This window comes from Streptomyces sp. NPDC001135, assembly GCF_053598395.1.
Window position 1 is genome coordinate 325,009 of the sequence record NZ_JBSFKD010000001.1, and the last position, 15,063, is coordinate 340,071.

Sequence of the window (15,063 nt, forward strand, 5' to 3'; positions counted from 1 at the left end):
GACGACTGACGCTGCTTCGACCTGTCGGGGGACTCGCCCGCCACCGATGCCTCCTCCTGCGCCGCACGCCCTCGCGCGCGCCCTGTCCGAACCATGTACCAGTGTCCTGTGTGAGGGCTTGGCCCCTGCGGTAGACGAGAACGACATACCTACCGGTTCCCTCACGAACCGGTCACGCACCCTCGACAGACCAATGTGAGAGGGGTCACCCTGTCATTCATCCACGCGGGGAGGCATGGATGGGCAGGAGCCGCAGAACACTTCCGGAGGAGCTTCTGTTGCTCGCACTGGACCCGGCCACGGGTACCACTGCGCAGCCACAGTCGCTCGACCTCGGTCTGGCCGGAGCACAGCTTGTGGAGCTGGCGCTGGCCGGACGGATAGCCCCAGACGGGGATCGTATCGCCGTGGTGGTGCCACGGCCGACTGGAGATCCGACTTTGGACTGCGCGTTGGAGTTGCTGCGACGGCGCGGCGCTCCCGTGCGGGCCGTTCACTGGATCGGCGGGCCCCGGCTGGGGCTCCGTCAGACCTACCTCTCGCATCTGGAGCGGTGCGGCATGGTCGCCGCCGTACCCGGGCAGATGTGCGGGGTGTTGCCGACGACGCGCTATCAGGCGACGGACACCGCCATCAGCCGGGAGATCCGGTCCCGGCTGGATTCCGCGATCCGCACCGGCGTACCGCCGGACCCGCGGACCGCGGCGCTCGCCGCCCTGGCACACGCCGTCGGACTCGGCAAGCACCTGTATCCGGGGAACGAGGGACGGTCGTCCCGGTCCCGGTTGCGGGATCTGATCCGGCACGACCCCATGGGGGGTCTTGTCGCGCACGCCGTGATGGACGTGCAGAACGGCGCTGCCGCGCAGCCGCGCCGCGGACCGGCCGCCACCGGTCGGCAGGGCGCGACCGCTGCCAGGTCCGCGGCGGAACCCGCACGCGGGGTTCCGATGCAGCCGCACCGTGGATCCATGGCACGCGCCGTGGCCCACTGAGCCCTACCCCCGGTCCCCCAGGCCCGGTTCGGGAGCCGCTGGTTGGAGCGGGGCGGTGAGATCCCTCGCGGTCTCACCGCCCCGCTCGACTGCTTCCCGGCACCCCATCGGGTGGCGAGCCGTGGCGAACTGACGCGTACGCGCCGCATATCCACCATTTCCCAGCGGTAGAAAGCACCTTGGTGGCAGTCTGCTCAGCAGCAGATACGGAAAGTGTTAAGCAACAGGCAGGCAGCCGGAGGTGCACGTCCCGTGGCGTCCAATGTCAATCCCACCGTCAGGCGGCGCCGGCTGGGCCAGGAGCTGCGCAGGCTCCGTGAGCTCAAGGGCATGACGGCCGAGGAGGTGGCCGAGCGACTGCTCGTGTCCCAGTCGAAGATCAGCAGGCTGGAGAACGGCCGGCGCAGTATCAGTCAGCGCGATGTGCGTGATCTGTGCGGGGTGTACGAGGTCGAGGACCAGCGGATCGTCGACTCGCTGATGGAGATGGCGCGGGATTCGCGCCAGCAGGGGTGGTGGCACACCTTCGGGGACATCCCGTACAGCGTCTACATCGGGCTGGAGACCGACGCCGAGTCGCTGCGGGTGTACGAACCGCAGCTGGTGACCGGTCTGTTGCAGACCCCTGCCTACGCGGAGGCCCTGGTGCAGGGCGCGCTGCCGGAGACCTCGACCGCCGAGATCGAGAAGCGGGTCCAGGTGCGCATGCGCCGACAGGAACGTATCACCGCCGAGAACAACCCGCTCCGCCTCTGGGTCGTGCTCGACGAGGCGGCGCTGCGCCGGGTCGTCGGCAGCAAGCTGGTGATGCGCGAGCAGCTGGAGCACCTGATCGAGATGTCCCAGCTGCCGCACGTCACCGTGCAGGTGCTGCCGTTCGAGGTGGGCGCGCACCCGGGGCTCAACGGCCAGTACGCGATCCTGGAGTTCACCGACGCGGCCGACTCCAGCGTGGTGTACCTGGAGGGCGTCACCAGCGACCTGTACCTGGAGAAGGCCCAGGACGTGCAGAAGTACGCCGTGATGTACGAACATCTGCGGGCGCAGTCCCTCAATGTGGAGCAATCCCGGCAGTACATCGCGAAGGTGGCCAAGCAGTACGCCGAATGAGCCGCCGGTACGGAGGGCGCCGGATCCTACACCGCCGGTCGGCTTCAGGGGAAGGCCCCCTGGAATATGCCATCCGGTTGAGTGAACGACTACTCCAGCAGTGGCAGTTGCCCGGTAGCGTCGATCACGCCAATCAGCCGACAAGGTTGGCGTGAACCGCACTACCGCAACTCGCAACAGGAGTGGACATGGCACTGATTCAGGGCGCTTCGGAGACGTGGATGAAGTCCTCCTATTCCGCGGGCAACGGCGCCTGCGTCGAGGTCAAGTCGCCCACCAACGCCGCCGAGCTCGCCGTCCGTGACTCCAAGGTCCTCGAGGGCCCGGTCCTGGCCTTCCCCGCCGACGCGTGGAACGCCTTCGTGGCCTCGGTCAAGGCCTAGGGGGCCCTCCCTGACCTTCGTCCGTAACGCCTCCCCGAGGAAGACAACTTCACAAGCACCACCAGAAGAGCCCTCTCGACCAGTCGCCGTCCTTGCCGAGAGGGCTCGGTCACGCCCGGCGGCTCCGGCCGGTCACCGCACCGGGAACGCCACGTCGCACACCGGATCGTGCGGCCCCGCCGCGTCCCAGTCCGCGAAGTAGACCTCACGGCAGGGGCCGGCCATCTCCAGTCCCTCGCCCGCCATCCACTGCTCCACCGCCTCGAAGGCGGCCAGGATCTGCGGGTGGGCCACCTGGGCCTTGGTGATGCGGGTGTAGGCCAGCCGGGCCGCCGGCTCCGTGCGTACCGTCGTCTTCCAGGCCCGCCCCCGGGCATCGGCCCACGCCCGTGCCGCCGCCTCGTCGGCCACCGGTACGCACGACTCGGCCGGCCCGTCGCTCTCCATCGACACCTCGGAGTGGTAGACGACGAACGGCGCCCCGGCCATGCCGCCGCACTCCCGCGCCGCCGCCTCCAGCCGCCCGAGCGACGCGCCGATCCACGTCGGCAGCTCGTCCGCCAGGGTGTGCCGTGACTCGGTGATCACCACCTGCGCCGGTACGTCCACAGTCTCGATCACGAACTTCTCGTACATCTCGGAGCTCCTCCCCGACAGTCGTCCACGGAGGTACTCGGCGAGCGTCCGCTGCCCGGCCACCCGGGACTCCACGTCCGCCCAGTAGGCGGCGAGCCGGCCGGCGGCCTCGGTGCCCTCGGCGCCGAGCACCTCGGCGATCCGGGCCAGCGGCATGTCCAGCTGCCGCAGCAGGGCGACCAGACGGGCCCGCTCGACCTGGCCGGCGTGGTAGTAGCGGTAGCCGGTCGCCTCGTCGACGTGTGCGGGGGCCAGCAGGCCGAGCCGGTCGTACAGGCGCAGCGCCTTGGCCGACAGCCGGGCCCGCGCGGCGAACGCGCCGATGGTGAGCAGGCCGTCGGTGAGCTGGTCGTCGTCCACCGTGTCATCCTCCGTCACCGGGCGGATCCTCGCCGCCCGGTGACCGGGACGTTCGGCCCTGCCCCAGGGGCAAGGTCAAACCGGGCTCAGGCGAGCTGGGCCTCGATGGCCGTCACGACCGTGTCCGACTCCGGCTCGGTCTGCGGCGAGAAGCGGGCGACGACCTGGCCGTCCCGGCCGATCAGGAACTTCTCGAAGTTCCAGCGGATGTCGCCGCTGTGCCCCTCCGCGTCCGCGAAGCCGACGAGCCGCTCGTACAGCGGGTGCCTACCCTCGCCGTTCACCTCGACCTTCTCGGTGAGCGGGAAGGTCACACCGTACGACGCCGAGCAGAACTCGGCGATCTCCTCGGCGGTGCCGGGCTCCTGCCCGAGGAACTGGTTGCAGGGCACGCCGAGCACGGTGAAGCCACGTGCGGCGTAGCGTTCCTGCAGCTTCTCCAGGCCGGTGTACTGGGGGGTGAGGCCGCACTTGGAGGCGACGTTCACGATCAGGACGGCCTTGCCCTCGTACTGGGGGAGGTCGGCGGGGCCGCCGGTGAGGGCGTCGATTTCTACGTTCAGGACGTTGGTCATGCCTGGATGCTAGGCGCTCCGCGGGCCGGGCCGTCATGGGCCGTCCTTGGCCGCGGGCTCGTCGTGGTCACTCGCGCAGTTCCCCGCGCCCCTCGGGGCGCTTCCGCAGCCCGCCCCCACCAGAACGTCCCCGGCCGCTGTGCGTACGTACAGCACCGACCGCCCCGCCTTCCGCCGCTCCACCAGCCCCGCCTCCCGCAGCACCTTCAGGTGGCGGCCTCAGGGGAGAGGCGAGCAGGGTCAGGACCTCGGCGCGGGACGGACCGAGCAGGGCGCCCAGGGCGGCGCGAACCCGAGGACCCGGGCCCGGCCCGTCGACTCCCAGCACGTCCTCGTTTGCGTCACTCGGCTCGCGCTGACACAAAGGCAGGTGCGGGCGGACGGGTGGCCCGGTGCCCGCGGCCTTGCGGGTGCGACCGGGATCACCAGCTGCTCTCGGAAGCGCATCAGAGGCTCCTGGCACGCACGCCGGGCGGGCCCAATGCCGGTGGGTGGATCCGGCAGGGTCCCCCCGCGACTGGTCGCGCCGTGATCTACAGCCAGCCGTTTTGGCGGGCTTTGTTGACGGCCTCCATTCGGTTGCGCACCCCGATCTTCTGGGAAGCCGAGGAAAGGTAATTGCGCACCGTGCTCTCGGAGAGGCTCAACCGCTTGGCGAGGGAAATCACCGGTGCACCATCTGCGGCGGCGGCCAGTGCCTCCCGTTCCCGGACGGTCAGCGGGCTGGGGCCTGCGGCCAGTGCGGCAGCGCCCAGGACCGGGTCGACCACCTGCTCACCGGCGTGCACTCGGCGGATGGCGGCGGCCAGTTCGGCCACCGGCTTGTCCTTGGCGAGAAAACCCAGGGCGCCTGCCTCCAGGGCCCGCCGGCAGTAGCCCGGCCCGCTGAAGGTGGTCACGATCAGCACCCGGCATCCGGGGACCAGCCGACGCAGGTCCTCGGCGGCCTCCAGCCCAGTGCGGCCGGGCATCTCGATATCGAGCACCGCCACCTGCGGTTCGGCCGTTCGGGCCGCCTCCAGGACCTCGGTGCCGGAAGGGACCTGGGCCACTACCTCGATATCCGGTTCCAGACCCAGCAGTTGGGCGACGGCGCCCCGCATCATTCCCTGGTCCTCGGCCAGCAGCACGCGGATCACAGTGAACCACCTTCACCCTTTTGTTCCGGCTGCCGGCACTGTGGCCACCAGCTGGAAGCCGCCACCCGCCACCGGGGCAGCGCCCAGCGTGCCGCCCGCGGCGGACAGCCGCTCGGCCAGTCCCAGTAGACCATGGCCCGGCGTGCAGCCCTTGCCCTGCCCGGCGCCCGCGGCGGTGTCGGCACCGTCGTTGGTGATGCTGAGGACGACCGACTCGGATGCGCGTTCCACCGAGATCCGGCAGGACCGGGCGTTGCTGTGCCGGATCACATTGGTGACCCCTTCGCGTACCACCCAGCCCAGCAGGGCGTCGGCGCCGGCCGGCAGGGACGGCCCGACATGCCGTATCACGGCTGCTATCCCCGCATCCGCCAGTGCCAGTTCGGCACCCCTCAACTCCGCCTTGAGCGTCGGCTCCCGGTATCCGGAGACCGCCTCGCGGATCTCCTCCAGCGCGGTCCGGCCCACCGCCTCGATATCGCCGGCATGCCGCTTGACCGTGTCCAGGTCATGGTCGGCGAACCGGCGGACCGCCTCGGCCTTGACGACGATCAGCGAGATCGAGTGCCCCAGCAGGTCGTGCAGATCCCGGGAGAACCGCAGCCGTTCCTCGGCGACAGCGGACAGGGCCAGCTCCTCCTGGGCCTCGCGCAGCTCCATCACAGTGGAGAACAGCCGCACGATGGTGGCCGCAGCGATCCCGGAGAGCTGGGTGGCGTAAGCGATGCCGAGGGCGTCGATCAGGTCGTCCTCACGGTTGACGGCGATGACCCCGGCCAACACGGTCACCAGCGCCACCGCCAGTGTCGGGCTGAGCAACCGCCGCCAGCTGGCCAGCACGCTCCACACCACCGCCGGCAGGCAGAACAGCCAGAGCATGCCCTCGTCGAAGCGGAGCGACAGCACCACCATCAACGCGGTGAGCGCCACCGCCGGGAGCAGGACCATGAGCCGTCCACACCGGTCGTCGAAGGCCGTACGGATGGACAGGAGGTAGCAGCCCAGCAAAGCAAGGAGTCCGGCGACGGCCTCCCAGGCCGGGTCGTCATGGCCGGCGACAATGTCGGAGAGGGCCCCCGTCGCGACGACGATGGCGGGGTAGAAGACATACGGCGCCCTTGGCAGGCCGAACTGCTCCGAGAACAAAGGCTTTCCACGCAACGCAGTGTCCAAGTCTCTCGCGGACGACGTTCGCCATCGCTACCGGTGAGTAGATCGCATCTCGGGCCGGGTCCGGTATGAGGCCGGATCCCGGCGTCCGGGCGGTTCAGGCGGTGGCGCCCTTGCGGTAGCCGATGACGGCGAAGACGGCCAGGGCAGCACTCCAGGCGAGCAGGACGGCCAGCGCGGTGAGGCTCAGCGTGTTGCCGAGAGCCAGGTCGGAGGCGATCTGCTTGTAACGGTTGACCGGGGTCCAGCCGGAGATCCTGGCCAGCCAGTGCGGGAAGTTCTCGGTGTCGATCAGCAGCCCACCGACCACCGTGAGCAGCAGGTAAGAGACGAGGCCCACGGAGTGCGCCTTGGCACCCTCGACCAGGTAGCCGAAGCCCAGCGCCAGCATCGCGACCGGCACGATGCCCACCCACAGCAGAGCCAGCATGCCCACCCACTCGGCAGCGCTCATCGTGACGCCGTTGACCACGGCGGCCAGCAGGCTGACCGCAAGGATCGGGGGCACCGCCAGGCACATCGCAGCGATGCCGCGGCCGACCACCACCGTGAGGGTGGGCAGCGGGGTCAGGCGCAGTTGCCGCAGCCAGCCGGCCTTCTTGTCCTCGGCGATGCCGCCGGCGGTGGTCATCACCGCGCCCAGGGCGCCGAAACCCGCCATCCCGGCGACATTGTGGACCGCCTCGGCATGGCTGGGGTGGCCGCCGCCCATGTGGCTGATGAGCAGGTACATCAGCACCGGTGCGGCCAGCGACATGATCAGGAAGCCGCCGTCACGCACGGTGCGGAGCAGCTCCAGCCGAAGGTATCCGAGCAACATCACGAACCGCTCCTGGTGTTGGTACCGCTGGTCAGGGAGATGAAGGCCTCCTCGAGGCCGCCGCCGGTGACCTCGACGTTGCGCAGCGCGCCGGACTGCGCGAGGGCGGTGACGGTGAGGTCGGCGTCGTCGGTGCTCAGGTGGATCCGCGCGCCGCGGACTTCGACGCCGGTGACACCAGGAGTCCGGGCCAAGCCATCGGGGTCCCAGTTGCCGCGGTCGAAGCTGACGGTCTTGCCGCCGACGCTCTTCTTCAGCTCGGCGCCACTGCCGTCCGCGATGACCCGGCCCCGGGCGATGACGACGATCCGTTCGGCGTACTCGTCCGCCTCTTCCAGGTAATGGGTCGAGAAGAGGAGGGTGTTGCCGCGCGCGGCATAGGCGGCCATGGTCTGCCACAGGTCCCGGCGGGACTGGATGTCCAGGGCGGCGGTGGGCTCGTCGAGCACGATCAGCTCGGGGTTGCCGGCCAGGGCCAAGGCGAAGCGGACCCGCTGCGCCTGGCCGCCGGAGAGCTTGTCCACCTTCCGGTCGGCCAGCGAGGTGAGCTGGGCGATCTCCAGGACCTCGCCGAGCGGCATGGGGTTGGCGTAGGTGCCGCGCATGAACTCGATGAGCTCCTTGACGGTGACCCGGGGGATCAGGCCGCCTTCCTGGAGCATCGCGCCCACCTGACCGGCGAGTACCGCATCCTGCGGGTCCTTGCCCAACAGCTTTATCTGACCGCCGTCGTGGGACAGCAGGCCCAGCAGCATGTTGATGGTGGTGGACTTGCCGGCGCCGTTGGGGCCGAGCAGGGCGACTGTCTCACCACGGTCGATCGCCAGGTCCAGACCGGCCACGGCATGGACATTGCCGTAACTCTTGGTCACCTGCGCGAAGCTGACCGCTGAGCCCGACCTCAGCGGCGCTCCGGCATGCACGGTTGTCTGCGTCATGTCATCGACCGTACAAAGGGCGGCCGAAGCGCTGGTAGAGATGAAAAGCCTCTCCCCAGCAGGAGAAATGTCCTGCTGGGGAGAGGTGGGAGAACGCGCGCGGGGGACAGTGCCGACCGCTCAGGCGGCCACCCGAATGCGGTCGTTGACCAGGGTGAGGAATGCACGGGGCGTGATGATGGCCTCCGTCTCCTCTTCGAAGCGCGAAATGCCGTAGGCGCGCTCGGTCAGGCCGACCGCCTCCATCCGGGCCGGCGAGTGTCCCTCCGCCTCGGCCGCCTGGCGCACCAACGCCCTGCTGTGGTCGTCCCGCCCGCGCCGTCTCACCTACCTGGGCCTGTGGCTGCCCAACGGAATGGTCGTCGGCAGCGAGTCGCTGTACGTGGCGTACGCGCCGCACTCGGCCGGCACCCTGTTCGCCTGTGGTGCGCTCGGCATGTTCACCGGGGACGTGGCGGTCGGCCGGCTGCTGCCGCCCGCCGTACGGCGCCGCCTGGCGACCCCGCTTCTGCTGCTGCTCGGGCTGAGCGCGACGCTGGCCGGGGCGGTGGCGCAGGTCACCTCGCCCGCCGTGGGGATGACGGTGATGGCGGCGGGCTCGGTGTGCGTGACGCCGGCGCTGGCTACGGCCGGCCGTCGTCCTCCGGCGCCGGAGCCGGCGCCGGAGCCTTCCGGGGCACGTCGAGGTCGGCGTCGATCTTCTGGACGGCCCGGTCGAAGTAGCGCAGGAGTTCGACCGGGAAGGGCATGACGAGGGTCGAGTTCTTCTCGGCGGCCACCTCCACGACGGTCTGGAGCAGGCGCAGCTGCATGGCCTCGGGGGTGTCGGACATGATCCTGGAGGCGTTGGCGAGCTGCTGCGCGGCCTGGAACTCGCCGTCGGCGGTGATGACCCGGGCCCGCCGCTCCCGCTCGGCCTCGGCCTGACGGGACATGGACCGCTTCAGCGACTCCGGCAGCTGGACGTCCTTGATCTCGACGCGGTCGATGTGGATGCCCCAGCCGGCGGCCGGGCTGTCGATCATCAGGGCCAGTCCCTCGTGCAGCCGCTCCCGGTCGGACAGGAGGTCGTCGAGGTCGCTCTTGCCGATGATGGAGCGCAGCGAGGACTGGGCGACCTGGCCGACCGCGAAGACGTAGTCCTGGACCTCGATGGCCGCACGCACCGGGTCGGTCACCCGGAAGTAGACGACGGCGTCGACCTTCACCGACACGTTGTCCCGGGTGATGCCCTCCTGCGTGGGCACCGGCATCGTCACGACCTGCACGTTCACCTTGCGCATCCGGTCGGCGAACGGGATGAGGAAGGTGACGCCGGGCTGCCGGTGACTCGGCAGCGCCTTCCCCCAGCGGAACACCACCCCGCGCTCCACCTGGTTGACGACCCGCATCCCGCTCTTCAGCACGAACAGCAGGAGCAGTACTACGACGACCACTGCGACGACGGTGCCTTCCATGGCACTCCCATCTCCGACGCGTTCCTTCGTCCGGTACAGGACAACGGGGAGGACATCCTGGCGGGGGCCGGTGGATGCGGGCGCGGCGTCAGGGAAGCGTAAAGAAAGCTCGGCGACCGGCTGACCGGGCCTCCAGCGGGCCTGGAGCGGGAGCGGGCAGCGTGGGGGTAGTCGGGCCGCCGGAGTCGGGTGGCCGTTGTCACTGAGGGGAGACGCCGTGTCCCAGGCGGTCAGGAATACGTATGCGCAGGTCTCCGGGGAGGTCTACGCCGAGGTCCGGACGTTCTACGCATGGCAGATGCGCCGGGTCGACGCCCTGGACATCGAGGGGTTCGCCGCCACCTTCACCGAGGACGGGGAGGTCGTGCACGCGGGCGGGCACGTGCAGCGCGGGCGTGAGGAGATGCTCGCGGGGATGCGGGCCGCCCTGCCCCGCTACCGCGACATCGCGGTACGGCACTGGTTCGACCACGTGCTGATCGAGGCCGACCCGGTCGACGAGGACACCCTGCACGTGTCGTACTACTCGCTCGTCACCCAGACCGACCGCGAGGGCAACGTCGCCTTCGAGCCGACCTTCACCGTCGAGGACGAACTGGTGCGCCGGGACGGGGTCCTGTACACCAGGCGCCGGGTGATCCACCGCGACACCCCCGTGGAGCCGCCCGTGCACGCCGGCTGAGGCCCCCGTCGGCCGAGGCCCGGAGCGGGAACGAGAGGCGGGGATGCGCCGGACGGTCGTACGTCGTCCGGCGCATCCCCGCCTGCTGTGTCGTGCTGTCCGGGCGGTTCAGGCGTGGCAGGCGGGCGGGCCGCCGTGGAAGGCGACCATCTCCTTGAAGGACGCCACCACGTCGAGCCGGGCGCCCGGGGCCAGGCCCTGCCGCTCGGCGTAGGCCCGGTGCAGATTGCCCACCAGCCGCTCGGCGTCGACCAGGGCGGCGAACTCGCCGAGGTCGGCGCGCTCCGCGGCCTCCAGCGGGGACAGGCCGTCCCGCAGGCCGTCCTCGGCCAGGCGGTCCAGCAGCCGCAGATACGCCTCCGTGAAGTCCAGCAACTCCGGTCCGCCCACCGGTCCGTGCCCGGGGACCACCGTGCGCGGCCCCAGCGCGCGCAGCCGGCGCAGTGCCTCCAGCGAACCGCTGACCGAGCCCATCAGGACGTACGGGGTGACCCCCGACCACACGACGTCGCCGGTGAACAGCACCGCCCGCTCGGGCACCCACACCACCACGTCGTTCGCGGTGTGCGCCGGCCCCACATGGAGCAGCTCGGCCCGCGCGCCGCCCGTGTGCAGCGTCAGCGTGTCCTCGAAGGTGAGCGACGGCAGGGTCAGCGGTGTCTCGCCCCACTCCACCTGCGGCCACAGTCCGCGCAGATGCAGCCCCGCCTCCGCGCTGTCCGCCCGCGTCCCGGCATGGGCGACGACCCGGGCCCGGGGGGTGAACTGGCCGTTGCCGAAGGTGTGGTCGCCGTGGAAGTGGGTGTTGACCACGAAGTCCACCCCGCCGGGCACGACCCGCTCGACGGCCTCGCGCAACCGCCGGGTACGGGCCTCCGTGGCCGCCGTGTCGACGAGGACCGCGCAGTCCTCGCCGACCACCAGCCCCGCGTTGTTCACGCACCATCCGCCGCCGGGCTGCACATACGCGTACACGCCGTCCGCCACCCGCTCCAGCGACGGCGCCGCCTGGACCGGAGCGCTCATGCGGCCCTGCCCCCGTCCCGGACGAGAGGCGCTGAGGCCGGACTGCCGAGGGCCATGACGAGGGTGTCGTCGGTCGTGGGTTCGGTGAGCGGTGTGCCACCGGTGTCGGTCATCGTGCAGACTCCGTCTCTCGGTCGGTGGGGATCAGTAGTTGCCCAGGCCCCCGCAGACGTTGAGCGCCTGGGCGGTGATGGAGGCGGCGGTGTCCGAGGCGAGATAGCCGACCAGACCGGCCACCTCCTCGGGGGTGGAGTAACGGCCCAGCGGGATCTTCGCGTTGAACTTCTCCTGGATGTCCTGCTCGCTGACGCCGTAGTGGTCGGCGTAGCCCTGCCGGACCCGCTGGGCCATCGGCGTCTCGACGTAGCCGGGGCACACCGCGTTGACCGTGATGCCGGTCTGGGCCAGCTCCTTGCCCACGGCCTTGGTGAAGCCGACCACGCCGTGCTTGGACGCGGAGTACGGGGCGGCCAGCTCCACGCCCTGCTTGCCGCCGGTGGAGGCGATGTTGATGATCCGGCCCCAGTCGCCGTCCCGCATCCGGCCGGTGCTCAGCACCTCGCGGGTCACCCGGAACGTCCCGTTGAGGTTGGTGTCGATCACGTCGAGCCACAGCGCGTCCGGCAGCTCCGCGGTGACACCGCCGCCGCCCCGGCCCGCGTTGTTGACGAGGATGTCGATCCGCCCGTAAGCGGCCACCGCCGCCTCGACAGCGGCCTTCACCTGCTCACTGGAGGTGACGTCGCAGACCGTGCCGGAGACCTCCAGGCCCTCCTCACGCAGCCGCTTCACCACCGTACGGACGCTCTCCTCGCCGCGCGCCACCCCGAACACGGCCGCGCCCTGCCGGGCCAGCAGCTCGGTCACGGCGAGGCCGATCCCGCTGGTCGCGCCGGTGACGAAGGCAACCCGTCGTCCCGCTTCTGTCATCGTGCTCTCCCAAGAGGTCGTGGGGCCCGAACGGGACGACGGTGACCGGGGGGCCTAGGACGCCGGTCGCCTCTTGCCGGAGCGACTGCCAAAGCGCCCCCAAGGGGCGCGGGAACTGCGCGACCGGCCACGACGGCGCGGCGGACGCCGGACGACACCGCGGGGCACCCCCCTACCGCGGCACTACCACCGGTCCGGCACCCGTCGAGCCCCGCGCGCCAACGTGAGCGCACCCGCGCAGACCCGTGACGAGGAGGACCCGTGCCCGAACAGACGCAGACCATCCCCGACGTACGCAAGTCGGTGACCGTCGAGGCCAGCGCGGCGGACTGCTTCCGCGTGTTCACCGAACAGCCGGCGGAGTGGTGGCCGCCCTCCCACGTGCTGGTCAAGCAGGAGCGGGCCGGGCTCGCCTTCGAGCCCGGAGTGGGCGGCCGCTACTACGAGTGGGACGTGGCCGGCACCGAGATCGCCTGGGGCAGGATCCTCGAGTGGGAGCCGGGCCGCAGGCTCGTCATGACCTGGCGGATCGACGGCAACTGGCAGTCCATCACCGACGACGAGCGGGCCAGCGAGATCGAGGTCGACTTCGAGCCCGTCGACGCCGGGCACACCAAGGTGTCCCTCGCCCACGTCAAGCTGCACCGGCACGGCGAGGGCGCCGAGCGGATCTTCCGCGCCCTGGACGGGCCGAGCCCGGGGGAGACCCTGGAGCGCTTCGCGGACGCGGTCGCGCGAGGCGTGTGAGGAGCCGCCGAGCCCGCCGGACAGCCGCTGACGGGACGCGGCTCCCGGCCCGAAGACCCCAGCCGCCATGTGCCGTTCCAGGCCATGGCGGCTGGGGTCTGCCGCGCGCCCGCCGGCTGCGCGGGCGCCGGCTGCGCGGGCGTACGGTCGGCCCGATCGACGGGGCCCGTCGGCTGTCCGCTCGGCCGCGGGTGCGGTGTGACACTCCTGCCGACTGCCGACTGCCGACTGCCGACTGCCGACTGCCGACTGCCGACTGCCGACTGCCGACTGCCGACTGTCCACCGCCGACTGCCGACTTCCAACCGTCGACTGTCCACCGCCGACTGCCGACTGCCCACCGCCGACCGTCGGCCGCCGGCCACGGGCCGCGCGTACGGGACGGCGGTCCCCCCGTGGACGTCACACCGCGGTGGACCCCGTCCTGCCCCCGTCCCGCCCCCGGCCCGTTGAGCGCGCGGCTGGGAAAGCCCCCACTCGGCCTCGATCGGCCCTCCAGCCGCCGGTCCTAGCTTCCGGGACATGCGAGGAATCATCCTGGCCGGCGGGACCGGCTCCCGCCTGTGGCCGATCACCCAGGCTGTGTCGAAACAGCTCATGCCGGTGTTCGACAAGCCGATGATTTACTACCCTCTGTCCACTCTGGTGCTGGCGGGCGTGCGGGAGATCCTCGTCATCACGACGCCGTCCGACCGGAACTCCTTCGAACGGCTGCTGGGTGACGGCGCGCACCTGGGCCTGCGGATCGAGTACGCGACGCAGCCCAGGCCCGGGGGCATCGCGCAGGCGTTTCTGATCGGCGCGGACTTCATCGGTGACGAGCCGGTGGCACTCGTCCTCGGCGACAACATCTTCCACGGCGTCGGCCTCGGGGAGAAGCTGAAGGCGCACTCCTCCCCGCGCGGCGGCCACGTCTTCGCCTATCCGGTGGCGAACCCGGGGGACTTCGGTGTCCTGGAATTCGACCGCGAAGGGCGGGTCCTCTCCCTCGAGGAGAAACCCGCGCACCCGAAATCGCGCTACGTGGTCCCGGGGCTCTACTTCTACGACAACCGCGTGGTCGACATCGCCAGGTCCCTGCGCCCCAGTGCGCGCGGCGAGTTGGAGATCACCGGGGTGAACCAGGCGTACCTGCGCCGCGGTGAGCTCACTTTCACCATGCTCGACCGCGGCACCTCGTGGCTCGACACCGGGACCTTCGCCTCCTTGGTGCAGGCGTCGGAGTTCGTCCGGGTGGTCGAGGAACGGCAGGGACTGAAGATCGGCTGCGTCGAGGAGGCGGCCTGGCGCAACGGGCTCATCAGCAACGACCGGCTCCGCGAGCTCGCGCAACCGCTCCTGTCCAGCGGTTACGGGGCGTACCTGATCGGGCTGCTCGACGCCGCCGAAGAGATCCGGCTGCCGGTCCCGGTCGGCGCCGGCGCCCTCGGGTGACAAGGAGACCTGATGAACTTCGAAGAGCTCGGCATCGAGGGCGTCCACCTCGTCAGGCCGCGGATGTTCGGCGACCCGCGCGGTACGTTCCTGGAACTGTTCGTCGGCCACCGGCTGTCCGCGGCGACCGGCCGTCCGATGGACGTGGCCCAGGTCAACTGCTCGGTCTCCCGGCGCGGCACGATCCGCGGTATCCACCTCACGGCGGCCCCGCCGGGTGAGGCGAAGTACGTGACGTGCGTGAGCGGCGCGATCGTCGACGTCGTCGTCGACGTCCGCGTGGGCTCGCCCACCTACGGCGCGTCCCTCGCGATCCCGCTCGACGACGAGCAGCGGCACGCCGTGTACATCCCCGAAGGGCTCGGCCACGGGTTCGCGGCGGTCAGTGACACCGCGGTGGTCACGTACCTGTGCGACAACGTCTACACCCCCGGGAAGACGATCTCGATCAACCCGTTGGACCCGAGGCTCGCCCTGCCGTGGCCCGCCCTGGACGACGTCGTCCTGTCCGACAAGGACCGGACCGCGCCGACGCTGGCGGAGACGGAGGCCCTCGGCGTGCTGCCGCGGTACGCGGACCTCGGCGTCAGGACACCGGTCGGGCCGCGCGGATGACGCGGCGGTCATCCGCGAGTGAGTCGACGACATCAGAAACAGGAGT

General features: G+C 70.7%; 17 protein-coding genes and 2 pseudogenes. 8 read left to right on the plus strand and 11 right to left on the minus strand.

Annotated features, from left to right (window positions below; genetic code table 11):
• The first annotated feature begins 239 nt into the window (after positions 1–239).
• The 3 genes from ACWC94_RS01635 (at position 240) to ACWC94_RS01645 (ending at position 2,488) form a co-directional block, all read left to right on the plus strand.
• Entirely contained in the window at positions 240–995 is a 756-nt protein-coding gene (locus tag ACWC94_RS01635) for a GOLPH3/VPS74 family protein (RefSeq protein WP_450794332.1), read from the plus strand.
• 252 nt (positions 996–1,247) lie between these two features.
• On the plus strand, positions 1,248–2,105 hold the full coding sequence (locus ACWC94_RS01640) for a helix-turn-helix domain-containing protein (RefSeq protein ID WP_450794333.1): 858 nt from the start codon (positions 1,248–1,250) through the stop codon (positions 2,103–2,105).
• A gap of 188 nt (positions 2,106–2,293) precedes the next feature.
• Positions 2,294–2,488 (plus strand): DUF397 domain-containing protein, encoded by a 195-nt coding sequence (locus ACWC94_RS01645; protein WP_450794334.1) that lies wholly within the window; start codon positions 2,294–2,296, stop codon positions 2,486–2,488.
• Between the two features lie 132 nt (positions 2,489–2,620).
• Here ACWC94_RS01645 and ACWC94_RS01650 read toward each other — a convergent pair whose 3' ends face one another.
• The 8 genes and pseudogenes from ACWC94_RS01650 to ACWC94_RS01685 all read right to left on the minus strand — a co-directional run bounded on the left by ACWC94_RS01650 (position 2,621) and on the right by ACWC94_RS01685 (position 8,414).
• Positions 2,621–3,502: a MerR family transcriptional regulator gene (locus ACWC94_RS01650; protein ID WP_450794335.1), complete on the minus strand. Its 882-nt coding sequence runs from the start codon at positions 3,500–3,502 to the stop codon at positions 2,621–2,623.
• Positions 3,503–3,570: 68 nt separating this feature from the next.
• Positions 3,571–4,059 carry a glutathione peroxidase gene (locus tag ACWC94_RS01655; RefSeq protein ID WP_450794336.1) on the minus strand — a complete coding sequence of 163 codons (489 nt, stop codon included), beginning with the start codon at positions 4,057–4,059 and terminating at the stop codon, positions 3,571–3,573.
• Between the two features lie 33 nt (positions 4,060–4,092).
• Positions 4,093–4,351: pseudogene (locus tag ACWC94_RS01660) on the minus strand (ArsR/SmtB family transcription factor); the annotation flags it as partial.
• Between the two features lie 241 nt (positions 4,352–4,592).
• A complete protein-coding gene (locus ACWC94_RS01665; RefSeq protein WP_450794337.1) occupies positions 4,593–5,198 on the minus strand; it encodes a response regulator in 606 nt (201 codons plus the stop codon).
• 12 nt (positions 5,199–5,210) lie between these two features.
• Positions 5,211–6,344 (minus strand): sensor histidine kinase, encoded by a 1,134-nt coding sequence (locus ACWC94_RS01670; protein WP_450794338.1) that lies wholly within the window; start codon positions 6,342–6,344, stop codon positions 5,211–5,213.
• Between the two features lie 121 nt (positions 6,345–6,465).
• Positions 6,466–7,188: an ABC transporter permease gene (locus tag ACWC94_RS01675; protein ID WP_450794600.1), complete on the minus strand. Its 723-nt coding sequence runs from the start codon at positions 7,186–7,188 to the stop codon at positions 6,466–6,468.
• On the minus strand, positions 7,188–8,126 hold the full coding sequence (locus tag ACWC94_RS01680) for an ABC transporter ATP-binding protein (RefSeq protein WP_450794339.1): 939 nt from the start codon (positions 8,124–8,126) through the stop codon (positions 7,188–7,190). Before ACWC94_RS01680 ends, ACWC94_RS01675 begins: the two co-directional genes overlap by 1 nt.
• Positions 8,127–8,246: 120 nt before the next feature.
• Positions 8,247–8,414 carry a hypothetical protein gene (locus tag ACWC94_RS01685; RefSeq protein ID WP_450794340.1) on the minus strand — a complete coding sequence of 56 codons (168 nt, stop codon included), beginning with the start codon at positions 8,412–8,414 and terminating at the stop codon, positions 8,247–8,249.
• Here ACWC94_RS01685 and ACWC94_RS01690 point away from each other — a divergent pair.
• A pseudogene (locus ACWC94_RS01690) lies at positions 8,374–8,799 on the plus strand (MFS transporter); the annotation flags it as partial. The gene ACWC94_RS01685 and the pseudogene ACWC94_RS01690 sit on opposite strands and share 41 nt — an antisense overlap.
• On the opposite strand, the gene ACWC94_RS01695 reads toward ACWC94_RS01690, so the two are convergent.
• Positions 8,750–9,583 carry a slipin family protein gene (locus tag ACWC94_RS01695; RefSeq protein WP_450794341.1) on the minus strand — a complete coding sequence of 278 codons (834 nt, stop codon included), beginning with the start codon at positions 9,581–9,583 and terminating at the stop codon, positions 8,750–8,752. The pseudogene ACWC94_RS01690 and the gene ACWC94_RS01695 sit on opposite strands and share 50 nt — an antisense overlap.
• Before the next feature lie 217 nt (positions 9,584–9,800).
• Here ACWC94_RS01695 and ACWC94_RS01700 point away from each other — a divergent pair, with 217 nt between their 5' ends.
• Positions 9,801–10,265: a nuclear transport factor 2 family protein gene (locus tag ACWC94_RS01700; RefSeq protein WP_450794342.1), complete on the plus strand. Its 465-nt coding sequence runs from the start codon at positions 9,801–9,803 to the stop codon at positions 10,263–10,265.
• Between the two features lie 108 nt (positions 10,266–10,373).
• On the opposite strand, the gene ACWC94_RS01705 is transcribed toward ACWC94_RS01700, so the two are convergent.
• Positions 10,374–11,291 (minus strand): MBL fold metallo-hydrolase, encoded by a 918-nt coding sequence (locus tag ACWC94_RS01705; protein WP_450794343.1) that lies wholly within the window; start codon positions 11,289–11,291, stop codon positions 10,374–10,376.
• A gap of 144 nt (positions 11,292–11,435) precedes the next feature.
• Positions 11,436–12,221 (minus strand): SDR family NAD(P)-dependent oxidoreductase, encoded by a 786-nt coding sequence (locus ACWC94_RS01710; protein WP_450794344.1) that lies wholly within the window; start codon positions 12,219–12,221, stop codon positions 11,436–11,438.
• Positions 12,222–12,482: 261 nt separating this feature from the next.
• On the opposite strand from ACWC94_RS01710, the gene ACWC94_RS01715 reads away from it, so the two are divergent.
• The 3 genes from ACWC94_RS01715 to ACWC94_RS01725 all read left to right on the plus strand — a co-directional run bounded on the left by ACWC94_RS01715 (position 12,483) and on the right by ACWC94_RS01725 (position 15,017).
• Positions 12,483–12,968: an SRPBCC family protein gene (locus tag ACWC94_RS01715; RefSeq protein WP_450794345.1), complete on the plus strand. Its 486-nt coding sequence runs from the start codon at positions 12,483–12,485 to the stop codon at positions 12,966–12,968.
• A gap of 522 nt (positions 12,969–13,490) precedes the next feature.
• Positions 13,491–14,402, plus strand: coding sequence for a glucose-1-phosphate thymidylyltransferase RfbA (rfbA, locus tag ACWC94_RS01720; RefSeq protein ID WP_450794346.1), 912 nt, complete (start codon positions 13,491–13,493; stop codon positions 14,400–14,402).
• 12 nt (positions 14,403–14,414) lie between these two features.
• Positions 14,415–15,017: a dTDP-4-dehydrorhamnose 3,5-epimerase family protein gene (locus tag ACWC94_RS01725; RefSeq protein ID WP_450794347.1), complete on the plus strand. Its 603-nt coding sequence runs from the start codon at positions 14,415–14,417 to the stop codon at positions 15,015–15,017.
• The last annotated feature ends 46 nt before the right edge of the window (positions 15,018–15,063 follow it).

Excerpts from the sequence above, each read along its gene's own strand:
- ACWC94_RS01635 (WP_450794332.1), top strand. The coding sequence starts at position 240 with ATGGGCAGGAGCCGCAGAACACTTCCGGAGGAGCTTCTGTTGCTCGCA.
- ACWC94_RS01645 (WP_450794334.1), top strand. The coding sequence starts at position 2,294 with ATGGCACTGATTCAGGGCGCTTCGGAGACGTGGATGAAGTCCTCCTAT.
- ACWC94_RS01655 (WP_450794336.1), bottom strand. The coding sequence starts at position 4,059 with ATGACCAACGTCCTGAACGTAGAAATCGACGCCCTCACCGGCGGCCCC.
- ACWC94_RS01675 (WP_450794600.1), bottom strand. The coding sequence starts at position 7,188 with ATGTTGCTCGGATACCTTCGGCTGGAGCTGCTCCGCACCGTGCGTGAC.
- ACWC94_RS01680 (WP_450794339.1), bottom strand. The coding sequence starts at position 8,126 with ATGACGCAGACAACCGTGCATGCCGGAGCGCCGCTGAGGTCGGGCTCA.
- ACWC94_RS01695 (WP_450794341.1), bottom strand. The coding sequence starts at position 9,583 with ATGGAAGGCACCGTCGTCGCAGTGGTCGTCGTAGTACTGCTCCTGCTG.
- ACWC94_RS01705 (WP_450794343.1), bottom strand. The coding sequence starts at position 11,291 with ATGAGCGCTCCGGTCCAGGCGGCGCCGTCGCTGGAGCGGGTGGCGGAC.
- ACWC94_RS01710 (WP_450794344.1), bottom strand. The coding sequence starts at position 12,221 with ATGACAGAAGCGGGACGACGGGTTGCCTTCGTCACCGGCGCGACCAGC.
- rfbA (WP_450794346.1), top strand. The coding sequence starts at position 13,491 with ATGCGAGGAATCATCCTGGCCGGCGGGACCGGCTCCCGCCTGTGGCCG.
- ACWC94_RS01725 (WP_450794347.1), top strand. The coding sequence starts at position 14,415 with ATGAACTTCGAAGAGCTCGGCATCGAGGGCGTCCACCTCGTCAGGCCG.